Below are 18,310 nucleotides of genomic sequence, written 5' to 3'. Positions count from 1 at the left end.
ATTTTACCGGTTAAATTGCGGCGTCCGTTTTTCTAAAAAGGCGCGGATGCCCTCTTTATGATCATCCGTTTTTCTCATATTTTCCTGGGCCTTTCGTTCAAGAGACAAAACATCTTTTAACCGGCTGATATGGAGGCTCTGATAAATAGCCTTCGTTTCAATCATCGCTGACAGCGGCGTATGCAGCAATCGGTCGATATACGGTTGTGCCCCCTCCGCAGGGCCGCCGCTGAACAGCCCGTCGGCAAGCTTGAGCCGCACCGCTTTTTCAGCCGGCAATTTTTCACCGCTCCAAATCAGTTTTTTCGCTTCGATCTCACCGACGCGTCTCATTAATAAATAATGGCCTCCTCCGTCGGGGACCAATCCGATGCCGATGAAATTCATCGCGAGTCGGGCGTTTTCTTCAGCGAGCACCACATCGGCGCACAGCGCGAAACTCAGTCCGAGCCCCGCCGCGGCTCCGTGGATGGCGGCTATCACAATTTTTTTCATATCATAGAGCGTCAACGTAATGGATTCGATCATTTTCATGAGCCGTTCATATTCTCCTGAATCATGATCAGACGTCATCATCTGGATATCACCGCCCGCAGAAAATCCCCGGCCTTCCCCCCGCAAGAGGACGATAAGCGCTTCGCTGTCGGCTGCCATCACGCATGCATTTTCTAATTCCCGGAGCATTTGTTCATTCAGCGCGTTGTAACTGTCAGGCCGGTTCAGCACAATCTCTGCGATCTTTCCCTTTTCTTCATAACGAATATACTGCATGTTTACACCCTCCTTGTATCCGCTTACATATTTTGTTCAAATGATATATTCCTTCCGCCGAAGCGAAATCCCTTTATTTTTCAAGGTCAATAGATACCGAAAAATGCATATCATTTGAAACTGAACATACATTTTTATATAGTGAAATTGATATACAAAACAAAAGGGGGGAAAAACGCCGATAATGAAATATGTGATACTCAGCTTGTTACTGAGCTTTTTTATGGTGCTGTTCCCCCCTTCGGATGTCGCTCTTCCTTCCCAATTGGTGACAGAAACAGACAGCCATGTACAAATTTCGGTTTACCCGCAGGAAACGGAATCGGCAAAGACGCCGGTTCAAACCAAAACCGCTCCGCAAGGCCTGTCAAAAGGATACGGTGCGTTATCCCGGATGATCTCCCTGTTATCTGTCAAACCTCTTGATCAATTCATTGATTCCACAATGGAAAGGACATGCGCCATTCCGATACAATACCAGTCAAATTACCTCCGGCATCAGACAATTTCTCATTGCCAATCTGTATTTACGATGTAAAAACAGTATATTCCGGAGGGATTTTTTATGAATATTAAAGAAAACGATCTGCCCGGCATCGGGAAAAAATTCGAAATCGAAACGAGAAATCATGAAAAAATGACGATCATCATTCATGATGACGGCAGGCGGGAAATTTACAGATTTGATGACCGCGACCCTGATGAGCTTCTGGCAAGCATTTCACTTGATGATGCGGAAGCAAGACAGATTGCCGCGATTATCGGCGGGATGGTGTATAAACCGCAGGCGCTTGAATCGATTGAAATGGCGTTCAACGATCTGATTATCGAATGGTTTAAAGTTGAAAAAGGGGCAAAAGCGGCAGGGCGGACGCTTGGCGAACTGGATGTGCGTCAGAACTATGACGTGACGGTCATCGCCATCATTAAGCATAACCAGAAAAAGCTTTTAAACCCGGGCGCTGATTCGCTCCTTGAAGCAAACGATACACTCGTCCTCTCAGGTGAAAGAAAGCATCTGAAAAAGCTGATCCAAGACTTCCTCTCCAGAGACGGAGTGTGATCTGTTTATGGACCATCTCGTATTTGAAGTCGGTACGGCGTTAGTTCTTGTAGCCATTGCGAGTGTCATCGCCAATAAAATTAAATTCTCGATCATCCCCTTCCTGATCATTTTAGGAATGCTCGTCGGGCCGCACGCGCCCCAAGCGGGCATCATTGACCTGACGTTTATCGAAAGCCGGGAAGTGATTGAATTTTTCGGACGGATGGGCGTCCTGTTCCTCCTCTTTTACCTCGGGCTTGAATTCTCGGTCGGAAAATTAGTCAAATCCGGACGTTCAATCGCCGCCGGCGGAACGATTTATATTCTGATTAATTTCAGTTTAGGGCTGATCTATGGCTTTATCACGGGCTTTTCCTTTTTGGAAGTGCTTGTATTGGCGGGCGTCATCACGATATCATCAAGCGCCATTGTCGCAAAGGTGCTTGTCGACTTAAAGCGCACGGCTAATCCGGAAACGGAGCTGATTCTCGGCATCATTATGTTTGAGGATATCTTTCTGGCGGTTTACTTATCCGTCGTTTCCGGGCTTGTTCTGGGAGACGCGACGTCTGTCGGAGGCGCGCTGATGTCAATCGTGATCGCTTTCGGATATATGCTGCTGTTTTTCATTGCCGCCCGAAAATTGCCGCCTCTGCTGAACAAGCTGCTTGATATCCGTTCAAACGAGGTATTTGTCATCGTCATTTTCGCCGCGCTCTTTTTCATTGCCGGCTTTTCCGAAACGATTCATGTCGCTGAAGCGATCGGCGCGCTCTTGCTCGGACTCGTGTTTTCGGAGACGGCCCATTCTGACAGGATTGAGCATCTTGTCGTGCCGTTCCGTGACTTTTTCGGGGCCATGTTTTTCTTCAGCTTCGGTCTCAGCATTGATCCGTTTTCACTCGGAGATGCGGTATGGCTTGCCCTTGGCGCCGTTCTGCTGACGATTGCCGGAAACTTTATCGCCGGCATGATCGCCGGGCGCCGGGCGGGGCTTTCTCATAAAGCATCGTCTAATATCGGACTGACCATTGTGTCACGCGGCGAATTCTCCATTATCGTCGCAAATCTCGGCATCGCCGGCGGCCTGTCCGCTTCACTTAAACCTTTCGCCGCCTTATATGTTTTGATACTGGCCATCTTCGGCCCTTTGCTCACGAAAGAATCGAAGCGGATATATCTCCTGTTGAACAGCGTGTTCAAATGGAAGACGCCTGAAAAGAAGCCGCAGAAATCATAAAAAACTGACCTCTTCATAAGGGGTCAGTTTTTTTGAGCGGGAAGAAATTGCTGAAAAGCCGTTTTTTTATTAATGGAGAAATGCTCTTTTCCCAGAATGGTATTGATGATTTTTTGGTTTCTGTAAACAGACAGCTTCAAATTCGTAGCGCCCGTTCCGTGAGCATGATCAAGATTCGTTAATGTGAAAAAATGATGCCGCCTGTCGTCCTTAAAGACAAGACGGGAATCTGCCGTCACTTTAAAGCGTTTCTCATCCTCCCATTCGATATCGGGGGCAATTGCCGTAAACCATTCCGGAATATGAGGTTTAAAACCGGTCGCCAATATCACTTTTTCTGAATCGGCCGTAAAGGTTTCATCCATCTGCCATTGATGAAAGCTCAGTACGCAGCGCCCGTTTTGCTTTTCAATTTTTTCAAGCTCCGCCATCGGCTGAATATACACGTCAGGCGAACCTCCGCTGATCGATCTGTGATACAGGGCATCGTAAATGGCGGCAAGTGTGTCAGAATCAATGCCGTGGCGCAGTCCGTCCAGCTCAGGAAGTGTGTTCAGCCGTTCTTTAAAAGGCAGGCGGTTAAAATATTCCACATAATCAGGTGTAAACATTTCCTGCCCGAGCTTGGCGGTTTCTAATTCTCGGAATCCGGCGGAGCGTGTCACCCATTGCAGCCGGCTGCGGCGGTATTTTTCATCGTGCAATAAGTCAGAAAAGATCTCCGCGGCGCTCTGTCCGGAGCCGACCACTGTAATTGATTCGGCGCCGGCGAGCTCGTCTTTCCGAAACAAATATTCCGTGCTGACCATCGTGTCCTGACGCGCTTCGGCAGCAATCTCTGCGGGAATAAGCGGTTCAGACCCCGTCCCCATGACGAAATGCTTCGTTTGATAGACACTGATGCTTCCGTCCTCAATGTTCTTGACGCTGACGTCATAATGTCCGCCGGCATTTTTCACGCCGATTACCTCTGAGCCGAAACGGCATGATTTGATTTCTGAAGCCGCCCAGCTCAAATAGTCGTTAAATTCCCGTCTCGGAATATCAAATTCATTAAACGTATAAAACCGGTACAGCCGGTCATGTTCATGGAGAAAGTTTAAAAACGTGTAGCGGCTTTTCGGATCGGCGAGCGTGACCAGGTCCGCCAGAAACGCCACCTGTAAATCCGTCCCTTTAATTAATAGACCGGGATGCCACGCAAATTCTTTCTTTTTATCGAAAAAAAGAGCATCTGTTCCGGGTATATCCTCTAACAATGCGGCAAGCCCTAAATTAAACGGCCCGATTCCCGCTCCTATGACATCATACATATTATGCACCTCTTACGAATAACAGTCTGATGGTCTTTTCCCGTTTTTACAGACGGTTAAACATAAAAAAACGGCACGCTGATTCCGTGCCGTTTTTGATATTATAATGCAGATTTGACGAACATCTCATCTAAGTATTTGATTTTCTCTTCTGTATAATGCTCGAATCGGTCATTATATGATTTCGGATCTTTCGGATTGGCGAAGTGCGTGATTTTTCCGGTTTCCGGATGAATGAATTTGCTTGCCGCGCCGCAGCCGATACCGATAATCGTCTGCACTTCTTCCATAATCATAATGTTGTAGATGCTTTCCTGACCAGGGAAGGAGTAGCCGACATTTTCAAGGTTTCCGAGAATGTTTTTCTGCCGGTACAAGTAGTACGGCGTATAGCCGTGCTCTTTTGTCCAGCGGACGGCGTCATCCATCATGCGGGACACTTCCTGTCTGTCGGCAACTTTATACTTATGCTTGTTTCTCGTCATTTCTGACGCCCGTTTAAAAGAAAGCGTATGAACGGTCAAAGATTCAGGCATCAGCTTTTCCGTTTCCTCAAGACTGTGCCTGAACTCAGCCGTCCCTTCTCCCGGCAGGCCGATGATCAGGTCCATGTTGATATTATTCATGCCGTGTTTGCGGGAAAGATGGTATTTTTCGATGGTTTCTTCAACTGTATGGTGTCTGCCGATGGCCTTAAGCGTTTCGTTTTCATAAGATTGCGGGTTGATGCTGATTCTGTCAATCTTATACTTATTTAAAACGGCAAGCTTTTCCTCCGTAATCGTGTCGGGACGGCCCGCTTCAACGGTAATTTCCCTGATATTTGCGACATCCGGAAAAGAGCGGACCATTTCTTCATATAAAAGATCCATTTCCTCAGCGGTAATGCTTGTCGGCGTGCCGCCGCCGAAATAAATGGTCGTCACTTTGATATCATGCCGCTTCAGCCATTCTCCGATTTTCTGCATTTCATAGTGAAGCCCCCATAAAAAGGAGCCGACTCTTCCCGCCTGTCCTTGAATGGCATAAGCCGGAAACGTGCAGTAGGCGCACTTCGTCGGGCAGAACGGAATGCCGATATAAATGCTGACTTCATCTTTGACCCGGTACAGATCGGGAACCGCAGCGAGCTGGCGGTCGACAATCTCCTGCATCAGATTGATTTTTTCATCATGGATCAGATAATCTTTTTTCAGATCGGCATGCGCCTCTTCTTTTGTCAGGCCGCTCTGCAGCTTTTTATGAAGAAGTTTAGTAGGCCTGATGCCGGTTAAAATTCCCCATTTTTGTGTCATGCCCGTATGCGATTGAAGAAGATTTAAGTAGACATATGACAGCGTGTTTTTCACCTGTTTAAATACTTCTTTTTCGTTCCATCCGGCAAGAAGCGGTTTCGTATGATGTTCCTTTTCGCCGGTTCCTTTGATTTCTCCGGATACCGACACGCTGTCTGCATCTTGAGAAATGGCAAGTGAGATGACGAGATCAGAGGGTTCCTCCGTTTCGCCGTATGCAAGAACACACTCTTCAAAAAATAAATTTGCGATGTTTTGCAGCGGACGATGCAGCCTGTCATCCGTGATGCCGTCTATTTTTATTTGCAATGTGATCACCTTATTTTTCAGATTCAAAACTTTCTTTAGTGTACAGAAAGAACAGGCTAAAATCAATCCGCGAAAAAGCCGCAGACCGGCGTTTCGCGTCTGCGGCTCTTGATTACGGCCGTTTCATATGGAACTTATCGAGAAAGCCTTTGCGGTGCTGCATGCGGAAATATTCCTTAATCATATAGGCGACTCCCTGTTCATCATTTGACCTTGTCACCCAATCCGCTTTTCTTTTTAATTCATTTGAGGCATTCCCCATCGCAACGCCGAGACCGGCCAGCTCGATCATCGGCAGATCATCATCCTGATGGCCGATAGCCACAACCTCTTCCATTGAAAGCCCGAGATCAGCGGCGACCATCGAAAGTCCGCTTTCTTTTGAAACCCCTTTAGGCACGATGTTCAGTTTTTCTCCGTTGACGCGGATCACATCGACGGCCGGGAATGCTTTCATTATCGTATCCGTTATATCAGCCTGCAGGCCATCTTCGGCATGCACTTCAATGACGGGCGCTGAAACCGGCTCATCCAGGAGCAGGTCACTTAATGATTCGACAAACTGCACCGGATAAAAAATCGGGTCGGACGGATGAATCATCGTTTTCCCGACCAGATTGGAGTTCACTTTCTTCTTGTTTCCGATCGAATATTTTTCGTGAAGAAGCCGGATATTGCATGGATAGCTTTCCAGCACCTGAACAATATTAAACGTGTGATCTTCTGATATTTTCTTTTCAAAAAACGGCTCATCTATTTTTTCAGAAATGTATGCGCCGCTGTGGGTAATCAATTTTGCATTCAGCTTTAATATTTTCGCCACTTTTTGAGCAGAGCGAAAATGGCGGTTTGTGACCAGTGTGACGTAAATTCCTTTTTTCTTGACGTATTCGATGGCATCCTTTGTCGTCTGATGAAGTTTGCCGTTGGAGCGAAGAAGCGCTCCGTCTATATTTAACGCCAGCATTTGTTTTGACACAGAGAAGTCCCCCTCCTTGATGACTGTACTTGTCATTAGGATATGACCCTGTCTCTTTGTTTAGAACAACCTTTTCTCCGCAGCAAAAAAGCCTGCCTCAAGCAGACTTTGAACTGTCGTTTTGTTGGGATACGATCGATTTGCTGCCTTCTCCCCAATGTGTATTTCTATTTACGAAATATATCAGGAACCCCTTATTTGACCGTTGATGCGCTCGTTTCACTTACTCTCTGTTGCTACCCCTTAACATACCAGGCAGTATAGGCGACCGTATCCTTAGATCATCTGTAAGTGTAGGCGCTTTCAGAGTTATTATCTCAATTATATTGTTAAAAAACAAGGGTTTTTTTAACTAAAAAAATCAGAGGAAATATCTATGCTGAATGTATGATAAAGTTGCAAGGGAACATACATTCTCATATAATAAAAGAAAAAAAGCGGTGACTGTCATGTCTCTATTAAAAGATATTTATAACGAAGAATTTGCAGAAGCACTTCTGAACAGAATCAAATCGGCGTATCCGGCTTTTGAGCGGGGCAAGTGCCGGGCGCTGATGTTTCAGGAAGATTGGCCCGGACTGACGTTAAAACAGCGGATGCGCCGGATCACAGACTCTTTATATGAAACACTGCCGAAGGATTACATACGGGCGCTTGACGTCTTATATGAGACAGCTCCCCGCTTCTCAGGGCTCGCCGGGATTATTTTTCCCGATTATGTCCAACAGTACGGAACGGATCACTGGGACGAATCAATGAAGGCGCTTCAGTATTTCACTCGTTTTTCCACTTCCGAATTTGCGGTCCGCCCGTATATCAGGCTTGACCGGGAGCGGATGTTCAAAGAGTTCCTTTCCTGGACGGAGCATCCGGACGAACATGTCAGAAGGCTTGCCAGCGAAGGCTCAAGACCGCGCCTGCCATGGGGAATCTCCATTCCGGCTCTTCTTGAAGATCCTTCTCCGATTCTCCCTGTTCTGGACCGCTTGATGCAGGATGACTCGTTATATGTCAGAAAAAGCGTGGCGAATAACCTGAATGACATCTCCAAAACACATCCGGATCTTCTGGCACAGATCGCAGCAGAGCGGTTCGGAAGCTGTCCGCACACGGACTGGATTTTGAAGCACGCCTGCAGGACACTGTTAAAAAGAGGAGACAAACAGGCGCTTGCGGTTTTCGGGTTTGAAGACGCCTCCCGGATTTCATTGGAACGTTTTACACTGAATTCGGAAACGGCCGCTATCGGAACCAGCATACATTTTTCTTTTCAGATCCGCTCATCCGCCCGGCAAAAAGTCAGGGTTGAATACGCGATTGATTTTGTAAAGAAAAGGGGGCACCGCAGCCGCAAGGTGTTTAAGATGTCGGAGTCCGCCATGGATAACGGAGACGTAAAAACCTTCAGCAAACATCATTCCCTTAAAGATTTAACCACCCGCAAGCATTATCGGGGAATTCACACTCTGTCTGTCATCATTAACGGAACGGTAAAAGGTTCGCTTGATTTTTCTGTTGAATAAAAAAACCCCTCCATTTCATAGATGGAGGGGTGTGGAGCTTATTCCGGGCTGCCGTAAAGCTCTTCAAGAGGTTTCATAATGATTTTGTTTAACTCGCCGATCAGCATGCTCATGCGCTGTTCCGCTTCCATCAGCTGAGAAATCAATTCATGCTGCTGTACGAGAGCAACCGTTTTTTGTGCCTGCTCTACCTCTTCCTGAGTGATTTCTTCACCTGACATCTGTTTCTGCTGCAGCTGCATCTGTACATTGCGGAAGTTATCAAACATGCGTTTTGCGGATTCATCTGCGTTTACTTGATCATAAAGCCCTCTCAGACGGCTGTATTCATCACTGTTTCGCAAAGCTTTTTCAAGATCATATGCTGCATCATAAAAATGAACTGCCATAGTAACCGCTCCTTTCTTCCTTTCGGACATACCACTCCACTATAACAGACTGCGGAGCGACTTTCATCATCGGCGTATGTTTTCCTTAGAAAAGAATGACAAACAAAGCCTGAATTGCTCCGATTATCCCGCCGAGCAGACCGCCTAAATACGTTATCATCTTAAATTCTCTCTTGGAAATCGACAGCACCATTTCCTCCAGCCGTTCAACGGGAAACTGATCAACCTGCTCTTTGACCACTTCCTCAAGACGCAGCCGTTTCAGCACATCCTCCAAATGAGCGGCAATACTGCCGAGCGCCGCATCAAGCAGCTTCGGCGCGTACGTTCCCGTAATCTCCCCTTCATAACGGGAGATGATGTCACCGAGCCGGCATTCGAAAAAGGGCGCGGTTTGAAGTGCGGCCAAAGCCCGCTTTTTCATGCTGAACAGCAGATCTTTCGCATTCCACTTTTCATCGGCCTCATAAAGTGTATAAGATTTGAGCTTGCCCCATTCTTGAGAAAGCAGATCAGCCAGAAGCTTTTTCGTTTCCTCATTGCGCAAAAACTTTAACAGCTCAGGCAGCACACGGTCTGCCAAGCTTGAATTGCCGAGGAACATCTGCACCATGCCGCCGAGCATCCCCCGGGAATTCAAAAAGTCGTCAATCATATTTCCGAGCCTGTCTTTCCCTTCTTCGCTCTCAAAATAATCAATGCTCCGCTTCAGAATATAATCTGCGGCCAGCGGGACTTTTTCATCCAGCTTTTCCTGAAGCTCATCAGGAAGCCAGTCTTTTATGGCGTGGTGCTCATATTTCCGGTACAGGTCCGAAAGCTTTTCATCGGTAAAACGGTCAATCCAGGCATCCGTCTTTTCCTGCGGATTCCGGATGCCCGCGGCGGCCAAAGCTTCGTGCACCGTCATCTCGGAAGCGGCCATTTTTTGCGTGAATTGTTCGGCGAAAAGAAGCGCCTGGTTTTTAACGGTATCTGATAAAAGCCGCTTTTTTATTCCTTCCGGGGTTAAAAGGTGGTTCGTCACCATGAGCCCCATTTGTTTTGCCAATTCATCCCGTCTTTTCGGGATCAGCCCCGGCGTAAACGGAACCCGTTTTCCGAACAGGTAATACGGCCGGTACGGACGAAATAACATCTGAATGGCAAGATGATTCGTCACCGCGCCGATCGCGGCTCCGATCACAATCATAAATAGAAACGTTCCTGCTATGCCCATTCCTTTTCTTCTGCCTCCATCTTATGTTCTATTTTCTTGATGATATATCTATTCGTATTATAGAGGCTGGCGGGCATGCGGGCAAATGAAGAACCTGAATTGTTGTTTGTGAGGAATAAGGCAAGATGCTGTTTCGTACTCTTTACAGTAGATCATCTTTTATGATGCGCTTAGCATATTTATTGGATGGAAGGGCCGTTCCATCAGCGGCTTTTTGAATAAAGGGGGAGTAATAATATGACAACACTCGGTTTTATGTCTGTATCCCGCCGGCACGAAGAAGATTACGCCGGGGAATTGGCTGAAAGAGCGCCTCAATATAATGTGCGCTTAGCCCGCTTTACACCGTTTGATATATTTCCGGATTCTTTGCGCGTGAAAGCGCTCGTCTATCACCCGCAAAGCGGAAAGTGGAACGAAACGGAAATCGATATTCCCGAATATATTTACGACCGCTGTTTTTACGGAAAATCCGCTGAAGCGCAAAAAGCCAAACCGATCGTCGAATGGCTGAAAAAATATCCGAAAACGGAATTTATCGGCCGGGGGCTTCCTGATAAATGGACGATCACGGATGCGCTCCAAAAGCATCATCTGATCAGTCCCTATATTCCTGAAACGGCCGAAGTCAGCCGCTATGAACAGGTGCAATCATACTTAGCCAAGGAAAAAGCATGTATACTTAAGCCCGCTTTCGGCGCGGGAGGCAGAGGCATCATCCTGCTTGAAACAGGCAAAAAATCAATTACGGCCACTTACTATATCGGAAAAAACAAACAAACAAAATCATTTTCCAATCACGTGTCTTTTAAGTCTTGGTGCAAAAAAGTGCTGCAGCACCGCTATTTGCTTCAATCCTACTTAAATATCCAGGATAAAGAGCGGCATCCGTGCGACATCCGCATTTTCATGCGTAAAACTGAGTCAGGCGTTTGGGAAACGGTCGGAAAAGCGGTCAGAAGGGGTTATCAGAACGGTCTTTTATCTCATTTGCCCGGAGGATCCGAACCGATTAAGTTTGACACATGGTTTGAGGAAATTCCGAGAAAGCAGCAGGCCGTTTTATTAGATGATGTCTTTTCGATCACCCAATCCGTCCCTTATTTCCTTGATGAACGGTTCGGGCCGCTGTTTGAGCTGGGGCTCGATATTTGTTATGCCAAAGACGGACGCATCTGGCTTTTGGATGTCAACTCAAAGCCGGGACGGAAAGCTATTTTAAGCGTGGCTCCGGAGGCGAAAGAGGATTTGTATACGAGTCCGCTGAGACGCTTCCGCGAACTTCAGTCACAGGAAAGCCGGAAAGGAGTATTACCGCGTGAATCATAAAGGGATGATTGTCGGCATCGATAAAAAAAGCAAAAATACGCTGTTTCTCCCCTCCTCCATGAAACGGGAAGGGCTTTTATCCGCTGCCTTCGGGACCAAGGTTGTCAAATGCCGTGTAGCCTTTTCTCAATCACTTGAAAAAAGCGCGCTCCTTTCTGAAGATTTGTTTGAGGAGCTGTTGATACCGCATAAAAGCCGGGCTGACTTTCTCATACACGGCCAGACGGTGCACATCGGACCGCTGATCGGCGTTTTCACAGCCGGGTTCACATCATCGCCGTCCCGCCCGTTAAGAGACCGTACAGCCTTCTTTTCCAAGATGCTCTCTCTTCATGAACAGGCGAACGGATATTGTTTCGTTTTCGGGGCCCATCAGATCAACTGGGAAGAAGGCACCGTCCAAGCGCTGATTTATAAAGAAAACAGCTGGAAACGGACGGCCGTCCCGCTTCCGAATGTCGTATATGACAGGCTCCCGAGCCGAAAAACGGAAGAAGTTCCGCTTTTACAGCAGACAAAACAAAGGCTGATGAATGACTATCAGATTCCGTGGTTTAATCCGCAATTCTTTAATAAATGGGACATTCATAAGCTTCTGGAAAAAAACAGTCTCACCGCTTCACTTCTGCCAAAATCTGTCCTGCACCCGAATGCAGAAGCGTTAGAAACGTTATGCAGCACGTTTGACACCGTCTATATCAAACCTGCAGACGGCGCACTCGGCACGGGGATTTACAAGGTGGAAAAAACAGATGCCGGCTTATCTGTCAAACACACGAATGAGGAAAAAACGGTGGTGACGGCAGAGTATTCAGATGCGGCATCCTTCATGACATCATTTAAAGAAAACAATGACCCGTCCGCATTTTTAATTCAGCAAGGCATTGACCTGATCCGGCTGGATGGGCGCCCCGTCGATTTCAGGGTGCACACGAATAAAAACGCCGAGGGGAAATGGACAGTGACGGCCATTGCGGCAAAAATTTCCGGTGAAAACAGCATCACGACGCATCTCGCAACCGGCGGAGAAGTCAGGACGTTAGCTGAATTATACGGCGATCCGAGAGAGAGAGTCGGCATGATGCGGAAACTTTCAAAAGCCGCCTTGGCGGTCAGCCGCGTGTTAAATGAGCACATTGAAGGCTTTATCGGCGAAATCGGTTTTGACCTCGGCGTCGATCATTCAGGGAAAGTTTGGATGTTTGAAGCCAATTCCCGCCCCGGGCGCAGCATTTTTTCCCATCCGAAGCTGAGATCGGTCGATTACCTGACAAAACGGAGAAATTTTGAATACGCGTCGTATTTATCAGAACGGTCCATCACCGCCCCGGAAAAACTTTGGCGGTGAGGCTGTCTTTTTTTAGGTTTACCCGGGACAGGCATTGAACGATGAGCTACAATGAACAAGATCAACATTTCCCATAAGGAGCGTGAACGTCATGATTTCGCACTTCAGCTGGAAACCGTTATTCAAAAAAGAGAAACTGCCCGGATGGCGGATTTCATTTTACTGGCAGGGTACGCATTACGAAGGGATTTACCATAAGTCCGGAGACATTGAATGGGGACACACACATCCGGGAAAAGAAGAGCCGGCTCTTGTAAAAGAGCTGCATGAATTAATGCTTTATCACATATATGACTGAAAGCTAAAAGCTCAGCCGCACCAGGCTGGGCTTTTCTTTTTCCTTCCGCTATTTACCACACCGTTTTCCGAATGAGATGCCGTTTGATTCACCATAATACGTAGTACAAAGCGGCAAACAGCATTGGGTGAAGCCGAGCTGGCAATGGTTTTCGTTCCGAAAATCATCGGCTGGTGCAATTCCAGCAAACCCAACCATACTACTTTATAAAGGAGATCATACAAATGGCAAACAACAACTCTTCAAACCAACTAGTAGTACCCGGCGCTGCTCAAGCAATCGACCAAATGAAATACGAAATTGCTTCTGAGTTCGGCGTAAACCTTGGCGGAGAAACAACTTCTCGTGCAAACGGTTCTGTCGGAGGAGAAATCACGAAACGTTTAGTATCTTTCGCACAGCAGAACATGGGCAGCCAAGGCGTACAATAACTCAATAAATGGCTTACAGAAGGCGCGGGATACCGCGTCTTCTTTTATGCCGTCACCCTTTTTTCCTATTCCACATACCCTAGGAAAAAAGGAGGGAAAACATGTCATTCATTGCCTCAGTCAATTGGGAGCTGTTTCAGTTCGTAAGTGTCTCTTTGGTCAATGAATATGTTGCCCACCATTTCCCGTTTATTCACAGGTATTCTTTTCCCCGCTGCTTTGAATGATATAATGAGCGGCGAGGAGGTTTTTTACATGAACATCGCTTTACTCGGAGCAACGGGAAGAGTCGGACAGGCTTTTATAAAAGAAGCGCAGAAACATGGACACATGGAGATATTCGCTCTTGTCAGATCAGCCGGAACAGTCCTTCCCATTCCTGAAAAACAAATCATAACAGGGAATGCGAAGCGGCGGGAAGATGTAAGCCGATTGATTTCCACAGCGGACACAGTCGTGAGCTGTCTCGGCACGGACGGTGACGATACCCTTTCAGCCGCTATGACCCATATAATAGACAGCATGAAACGGCATCATGTTCATCGTCTGATTACGATCGGCACCGCGGGTATCCTTCAATCACGGCTTATGCCTGATCAATACCGTTTTGAATCGGCAGAATCAAAACGAAAATCAACAAGAGCCGCAAAGGAACACGCCCGCGTATACGAAATGCTGCTGGCAGAGGATCTTGACTGGACGATCATCTGTCCCACCTACCTTCCTGACGGAGACGCTGCCGGAGTTTACCGGTTCGAACAGGATCGCCTTCCTGAAGACGGCGCTGAAATCACCGTTGGAGACACGGCGCACTTTCTGTACCGTGAGCTGATCAGCCCGCAGTTTGTCAGAAAACGGGTGGGACTGGCTTACTGAATGAAAAAAAGGGCGAATCTTTAGATTCACCCTTTCCGATTACACCGCGGACTTCGCCGTTCCTTTCTGCAATTCATACATTTGGTGGTACTGCCCCTTTTGCGCCATTAATTCGTCATGGCTTCCCTTTTCAATAATGCGGCCCTTTTCCAGCACGAGAATCTGGTCTGCGTGTCTGATCGTGGAAAGCCGATGGGCGATAATAAATGTCGTGCGCCCTTCTTGAACGACTTGCAGCGCTTTTTGAATGACTGCTTCTGTTTCGGTGTCAATGTGCGCCGTCGCCTCATCCAAAATTAAAATGGCCGGATCGAACACAAGCGCTCTTGCAAAAGAAATCAGCTGACGCTGGCCTGAGGACAGTGTGCCGCCTTTTTCGGTGACGGGCTCTCTGATGCCCTTCGGCAAAGATTGCAGAAGACTTGCGGCGCCGACTTGGCGAAGCGCTTCTTCCGCCTGCTCCAAAGAAATACGCTGATCATCGAGTGTCACATTGGAGCCGATCGTGCCCGAGAAAAGATACGGGTCTTGCAGCACAATGCCCATATGCGACCTCAGCTCCTGCCTCGACATGCCGTATATGCTTTTATCGTCCAGCAGGATATCTCCTTTTTGGGCATCATAAAAACGGAACAGAAGATTCAGGATGGAGCTTTTGCCGGACCCCGTATGGCCGACGAGGGCGACCGTCTCCCCTTTTTCAGCTGTAAAGCTGATCTGTTTCAGCACCTCTTCTCCCTTTCGATACCCAAAAGAAACATCGCGGAATTCCACTGTCCCTTCCGCCTTTCTGTCTGCGAGAGCGCCTTCTTCTTCCGTTTCCTCCTCCTGTAAAAGCTCGAATACCCTGGCGGCAGAGACACGGGCCAATTCAAGCTTCGAAAATTGGTTGACAATCCCCGTAACCGGCTGGAACAAACGGTTTAAATAATCAACAAATGCATATAAAACACCGATCGAAACAATTCCGGCCGCACTCAGACTCGCGCCTCCGAAATACCAGATCAGCCCGACAAACGCCAGATTGCGCAACACATTGACAAGACTGTGGGACATGAGGGAATTTAAGGACAGCATTTTGTTCTTATAGCGAAAATGAGCTTCATTCAATTCTTCAAATTCCTTCATCGTTTCCTTTTCGCGGCGGAACGCCTGAATAATCGGCATTCCTTGAATGGACTCGTTCATTTTCGCATTGATGTTACTGTTAATGGAACGGATTTTTTGGTTGAAGACGGATGCGTATTTGCGGTACACAACCGACCAGATCATTAAAATCGGAATAATCAGCAGGCAAACGGCGGCCAGCCTGACGTCAAGCATAAACAGCGCCGTAAAAATGCCGAGCATATAAACGCCGCTTGTGATAAATGTCGACAGCACCGTTACATATAAATCCCTGACCGCTTCTGTGTCATTCGTAATGCGGGCCACGACTTTTCCGGCAGGCAGATTATCAAAGTAGCGGATCGGCATTTTCTGAATGTGTGAAAATACATCCTGCCTCATGCGCTGTATGATCCGGTTCGCTCCCATCTGCAGCAGATAATGCTGACCGTAATGAAAACATACGGAAAACATGAGCAGTCCCGCGTAAATGGCGGTCAGCGTCAGCAATCCTTTTATTTCGGGACGGTAAAATTGAAAAATCTCCTGTCTTGATAACGTAATGGCGGGATATGACCTGCTTTCTTTACCGTTTGATATTGTCAGCCGGCCGTCAGACACCGAACGGTTTCCGTCAAAACTGACGGGACGGTCAACAAAATAGTAGCCCGCACCGACTTGATAAATGTGCGCCTCTCCGGTTTTGTCCGCCCCCGGTTTGAGCCGGTCTTCTCTGACATAATCATGCCCCCGGAACCTGACGGCGCCCGGATCGTCCGCAGAGGCTTTAACCCATGTTTTTTCAATGCCGAGAATGTGGTCGTCAATCATTTTTTTTCCGATAAACGGGCCGGTCAGCTCAGTGCCGACCGCAATAATGAGCAGGACGACCGCCCATATCAGCAGCTTCTTATATTGAAGCGCGTAATTCCATAATCTTCTCCCGGTCTTCATGCGCCCGTCCCCCCTTCTTCAAGAGAGGACAGCTGCTGCCTCTCATATTGTTTTCGATACCAGCCGTTCTGCGCCAATAGCTCCCGGTGCGTGCCTCTTTCAGACACCCGGCCTTCATCCATGACGAGAATGAGATCTGCGTGTTCAACTGCCGAGAGCCGGTGGGTGGTGATAATCGTTGTTTTATGCCGGCGTTTTTTACGGATGCTGTCAATGATGGCGGCTTCCGTTTTCGCGTCTACGGCAGATAGCGAATCATCTAATATGAGAATGTCAGGATCGGTCAAAAGCGCTCTCGCAATTGAGATGCGCTGCTTTTGTCCGCCAGAGAGCGCTACGCCCTTCTCGCCGACAAGCGTCTCAAGCCCGTCGGAAAGCATGCCGATATCGTTTTCAAAATGCGCATCTTTCAGCGCGCTGCCGATTTCCTCTTCGTTTGCATCCTGCCGGCCGTAAAGCAGATTCTCTTTTACAGTCTTCGAAAATAAAATATGATCCTGCGGCACATAGCCGATCCACCCGCGGAGCTCCTCAAGCGGAATCTCCTGAATCGGAACGCCTGTAAACGTGATTGCTCCCGCACCGGGCGGATATTCGCGCAACAGCTGCTTAATGATCGTCGTCTTTCCGCTTCCCGTCTTCCCGACGATGCCGAGCGTCTGCCCTTTTTCTACGGAAAAAGATACATCAGAAACCGCCGGTCCCGCTCCGCTCGGATACGTGAAAGTCACTTGTTCAAAAACAAGACGCCCGGGCTCCTTGATGCCGGCGGGGTGCTTGGGTCCTGTCACGTCTGGCTCATAGGAAAGCGTCTCATTGACACGATCCAAGGAGGCATTTCCGCGCTGCATGATATTGATTAATTCTCCGATCGCAAACATCGGCCAGATCATCATTCCGAGGTACACGTTAAACGATACCAGCTCTCCCAGCGTCAGCCGGTTTTGAAAAACGAGATAAGCGCCGTAGCCGAGACCGATGAGATAGCTGAGGCCGACGAGAAGTTTTACAGTCGGTTCAAAAAGTGAATCGATAAACGCCACCTTCATGTTTTTCTCATATACATCCGCCGTCATATCACCGAACCGGCTGACATCATTTTTTTCCTGTACGAAAGCCCGGATGACCCGGACGCCGGATACCGACTCCAGCACCTTGTCATTTAATGATCCGAAAGCATCCTGCGCTTCCGTAAACCGCTCATGGATCTTTTTTCCGTACAGGCTGACCGCAGCCGCCATTATCGGCAGCGGAATAATCGCGGCAAATGTCAGCTTCCAGCTGATGAGAAGCCCCATTGTCAAAAATATCGTCAGCATATACATCGTCGAATCAACGAGCGTTAAGACCCCAAAGCCCGTCGTCATACTGACGGCCTGCAAGTCATTTGTCCCCCGCGCCATTAAATCGCCCGTTCTGTATTTCTCGTAAAACGGCGGTGACATTTGAAGAAGCCTTCCCATCAGCTTTGAACGGAGAATCTTCTCCATGACATTCGCCCCGCCGAAAAGCTGATACATCCAAAAATAAGACAGTAAATAGACGGCTGCCGTTAATGCGAGAAAAACACATATGTAAAACAGCATCCCGCTTTTTGTAAACACGCCCGCCTTCATATCGTCTATCGCGTTACCGAGAAGTTTAGGCGGAAACATTTCAATGACATTCACAATCAATAACAGAACAATCGCTGTCGTATAGCGCAGCCAATAGGCTTTAAAAAACCATGCGAGCTTTTTTAATACAGTAAACAAATACCGTCATCCCCTTTCATCAATCAGCCGCCCTCAAGCTTTTCCGGATTGTTTTTCATTGTTTTCGCTAATACCGCCACATGCATCACACCTGTCTTTCTTTCATTTTTTTGTATAAAAAAAGACATGA

The 18,310-nt window shown here is 47.7% G+C and carries 18 protein-coding genes; 10 read left to right on the top strand and 8 right to left on the bottom strand.

Features of this window, described 5'->3' with window-relative positions; translation table 11 throughout:
- Nucleotides 1-3 precede the first annotated feature (3 nt).
- Nucleotides 4-771, bottom strand: a complete 768-nt coding sequence (locus NYE36_RS05120) for an enoyl-CoA hydratase (protein ID WP_064115875.1) — start codon at nucleotides 769-771, stop codon at nucleotides 4-6.
- A gap of 184 nt (nucleotides 772-955) precedes the next feature.
- Between NYE36_RS05120 and NYE36_RS05115 the strand changes: the two genes are divergently transcribed.
- Genes NYE36_RS05115 through NYE36_RS05105 form a run of 3 tightly spaced genes read left to right on the top strand, consistent with a single transcriptional unit; the run spans nucleotide 956 to nucleotide 3,056 of the window.
- Complete coding sequence (locus NYE36_RS05115; RefSeq protein ID WP_007409233.1) at nucleotides 956-1,309, top strand: hypothetical protein; 354 nt, start codon at nucleotides 956-958, stop codon at nucleotides 1,307-1,309.
- 27 nt (nucleotides 1,310-1,336) lie between these two features.
- The gene (locus NYE36_RS05110) at nucleotides 1,337-1,834 is read left to right on the top strand and encodes a cation:proton antiporter regulatory subunit (RefSeq protein WP_012117200.1); all 498 of its coding nucleotides are present in this window, start codon (nucleotides 1,337-1,339) and stop codon (nucleotides 1,832-1,834) included.
- Between the two features lie 7 nt (nucleotides 1,835-1,841).
- Nucleotides 1,842-3,056: a cation:proton antiporter gene (locus NYE36_RS05105; RefSeq protein WP_003155266.1), complete on the top strand. Its 1,215-nt coding sequence runs from the start codon at nucleotides 1,842-1,844 to the stop codon at nucleotides 3,054-3,056.
- A gap of 23 nt (nucleotides 3,057-3,079) precedes the next feature.
- Here the strand turns inward: NYE36_RS05105 and NYE36_RS05100 are convergent, their stop codons facing one another.
- The 3 genes from NYE36_RS05100 to NYE36_RS05090 all read right to left on the bottom strand — a co-directional run bounded on the left by NYE36_RS05100 (nucleotide 3,080) and on the right by NYE36_RS05090 (nucleotide 6,952).
- On the bottom strand, nucleotides 3,080-4,369 hold the full coding sequence (locus tag NYE36_RS05100; RefSeq protein WP_007409235.1) for a SidA/IucD/PvdA family monooxygenase: 1,290 nt from the start codon (nucleotides 4,367-4,369) through the stop codon (nucleotides 3,080-3,082).
- Nucleotides 4,370-4,470: 101 nt separating this feature from the next.
- Nucleotides 4,471-5,973, bottom strand: a complete 1,503-nt coding sequence (locus NYE36_RS05095) for a coproporphyrinogen III oxidase (protein WP_015417142.1) — start codon at nucleotides 5,971-5,973, stop codon at nucleotides 4,471-4,473.
- 112 nt (nucleotides 5,974-6,085) lie between these two features.
- Complete coding sequence (locus tag NYE36_RS05090; RefSeq protein WP_064115874.1) at nucleotides 6,086-6,952, bottom strand: Cof-type HAD-IIB family hydrolase; 867 nt, start codon at nucleotides 6,950-6,952, stop codon at nucleotides 6,086-6,088.
- A gap of 383 nt (nucleotides 6,953-7,335) precedes the next feature.
- Between NYE36_RS05090 and NYE36_RS05085 the strand changes: the two genes are divergently transcribed.
- A complete protein-coding gene (locus NYE36_RS05085) occupies nucleotides 7,336-8,475 on the top strand; it encodes a DNA alkylation repair protein (RefSeq protein WP_199022449.1) in 1,140 nt (379 codons plus the stop codon).
- Between the two features lie 38 nt (nucleotides 8,476-8,513).
- Here NYE36_RS05085 and NYE36_RS05080 read toward each other — a convergent pair whose 3' ends face one another.
- Together NYE36_RS05080 and NYE36_RS05075 are read right to left on the bottom strand one after the other, a co-directional pair.
- Nucleotides 8,514-8,864, bottom strand: a complete 351-nt coding sequence (locus tag NYE36_RS05080) for a YlbF family regulator (protein ID WP_015417140.1) — start codon at nucleotides 8,862-8,864, stop codon at nucleotides 8,514-8,516.
- An 85-nt stretch (nucleotides 8,865-8,949) separates the two neighbouring features.
- On the bottom strand, nucleotides 8,950-10,083 hold the full coding sequence (locus NYE36_RS05075; RefSeq protein ID WP_085341859.1) for a DUF445 family protein: 1,134 nt from the start codon (nucleotides 10,081-10,083) through the stop codon (nucleotides 8,950-8,952).
- A gap of 237 nt (nucleotides 10,084-10,320) precedes the next feature.
- On the opposite strand from NYE36_RS05075, the gene NYE36_RS05070 reads away from it, so the two are divergent.
- From NYE36_RS05070 to NYE36_RS05045, 6 genes are all read left to right on the top strand, one after another.
- Nucleotides 10,321-11,412, top strand: a complete 1,092-nt coding sequence (locus NYE36_RS05070) for a YheC/YheD family protein (protein WP_025284495.1) — start codon at nucleotides 10,321-10,323, stop codon at nucleotides 11,410-11,412.
- Nucleotides 11,402-12,760 carry a YheC/YheD family protein gene (locus tag NYE36_RS05065; RefSeq protein ID WP_015239497.1) on the top strand — a complete coding sequence of 453 codons (1,359 nt, stop codon included), beginning with the start codon at nucleotides 11,402-11,404 and terminating at the stop codon, nucleotides 12,758-12,760. The genes NYE36_RS05070 and NYE36_RS05065 overlap by 11 nt, the downstream gene beginning before the upstream one ends.
- Nucleotides 12,761-12,842: 82 nt before the next feature.
- Nucleotides 12,843-13,058 (top strand): YheE family protein, encoded by a 216-nt coding sequence (locus NYE36_RS05060; RefSeq protein ID WP_012117190.1) that lies wholly within the window; start codon nucleotides 12,843-12,845, stop codon nucleotides 13,056-13,058.
- A 224-nt stretch (nucleotides 13,059-13,282) separates the two neighbouring features.
- Nucleotides 13,283-13,489: an alpha/beta-type small acid-soluble spore protein gene (locus NYE36_RS05055; RefSeq protein WP_265451300.1), complete on the top strand. Its 207-nt coding sequence runs from the start codon at nucleotides 13,283-13,285 to the stop codon at nucleotides 13,487-13,489.
- 101 nt (nucleotides 13,490-13,590) lie between these two features.
- On the top strand, nucleotides 13,591-13,716 hold the full coding sequence (locus NYE36_RS05050; RefSeq protein WP_007610363.1) for a hypothetical protein: 126 nt from the start codon (nucleotides 13,591-13,593) through the stop codon (nucleotides 13,714-13,716).
- A 28-nt stretch (nucleotides 13,717-13,744) separates the two neighbouring features.
- Nucleotides 13,745-14,365, top strand: coding sequence for an NAD(P)H-binding protein (locus NYE36_RS05045; protein ID WP_039252156.1), 621 nt, complete (start codon nucleotides 13,745-13,747; stop codon nucleotides 14,363-14,365).
- Nucleotides 14,366-14,404: 39 nt separating this feature from the next.
- Here NYE36_RS05045 and NYE36_RS05040 read toward each other — a convergent pair whose 3' ends face one another.
- Together NYE36_RS05040 and NYE36_RS05035 are read right to left on the bottom strand one after the other, a co-directional pair.
- Entirely contained in the window at nucleotides 14,405-16,426 is a 2,022-nt protein-coding gene (locus NYE36_RS05040; RefSeq protein ID WP_265451301.1) for an ABC transporter ATP-binding protein, read from the bottom strand.
- Nucleotides 16,423-18,180, bottom strand: a complete 1,758-nt coding sequence (locus NYE36_RS05035) for an ABC transporter transmembrane domain-containing protein (RefSeq protein WP_007409248.1) — start codon at nucleotides 18,178-18,180, stop codon at nucleotides 16,423-16,425. The genes NYE36_RS05040 and NYE36_RS05035 overlap by 4 nt, the downstream gene beginning before the upstream one ends.
- Nucleotides 18,181-18,310 lie beyond the last annotated feature (130 nt).

Source organism: Bacillus sp. FSL R5-0593, assembly GCF_038603755.1.
GTDB lineage: Bacteria > Bacillota > Bacilli > Bacillales > Bacillaceae > Bacillus > Bacillus velezensis.
This window is presented reverse-complemented; position numbering and strand designations above follow the sequence as displayed.

Bases quoted from the DNA above. Each gene is read 5' to 3' on its own strand.
- NYE36_RS05050 (WP_007610363.1), top strand. From the start codon at position 13,591: ATGTCATTCATTGCCTCAGTCAATTGGGAGCTGTTTCAGTTCGTAAGT.
- NYE36_RS05055 (WP_265451300.1), top strand. From the start codon at position 13,283: ATGGCAAACAACAACTCTTCAAACCAACTAGTAGTACCCGGCGCTGCT.
- NYE36_RS05120 (WP_064115875.1), bottom strand. From the start codon at position 771: ATGCAGTATATTCGTTATGAAGAAAAGGGAAAGATCGCAGAGATTGTG.
- NYE36_RS05085 (WP_199022449.1), top strand. From the start codon at position 7,336: ATGTATGATAAAGTTGCAAGGGAACATACATTCTCATATAATAAAAGA.
- NYE36_RS05110 (WP_012117200.1), top strand. From the start codon at position 1,337: ATGAATATTAAAGAAAACGATCTGCCCGGCATCGGGAAAAAATTCGAA.
- NYE36_RS05075 (WP_085341859.1), bottom strand. From the start codon at position 10,083: ATGGGCATAGCAGGAACGTTTCTATTTATGATTGTGATCGGAGCCGCG.
- NYE36_RS05105 (WP_003155266.1), top strand. From the start codon at position 1,842: ATGGACCATCTCGTATTTGAAGTCGGTACGGCGTTAGTTCTTGTAGCC.
- NYE36_RS05070 (WP_025284495.1), top strand. From the start codon at position 10,321: ATGACAACACTCGGTTTTATGTCTGTATCCCGCCGGCACGAAGAAGAT.
- NYE36_RS05100 (WP_007409235.1), bottom strand. From the start codon at position 4,369: ATGTATGATGTCATAGGAGCGGGAATCGGGCCGTTTAATTTAGGGCTT.
- NYE36_RS05040 (WP_265451301.1), bottom strand. From the start codon at position 16,426: ATGAAGACCGGGAGAAGATTATGGAATTACGCGCTTCAATATAAGAAG.
- NYE36_RS05080 (WP_015417140.1), bottom strand. From the start codon at position 8,864: ATGGCAGTTCATTTTTATGATGCAGCATATGATCTTGAAAAAGCTTTG.
- NYE36_RS05045 (WP_039252156.1), top strand. From the start codon at position 13,745: ATGAACATCGCTTTACTCGGAGCAACGGGAAGAGTCGGACAGGCTTTT.
- NYE36_RS05115 (WP_007409233.1), top strand. From the start codon at position 956: ATGAAATATGTGATACTCAGCTTGTTACTGAGCTTTTTTATGGTGCTG.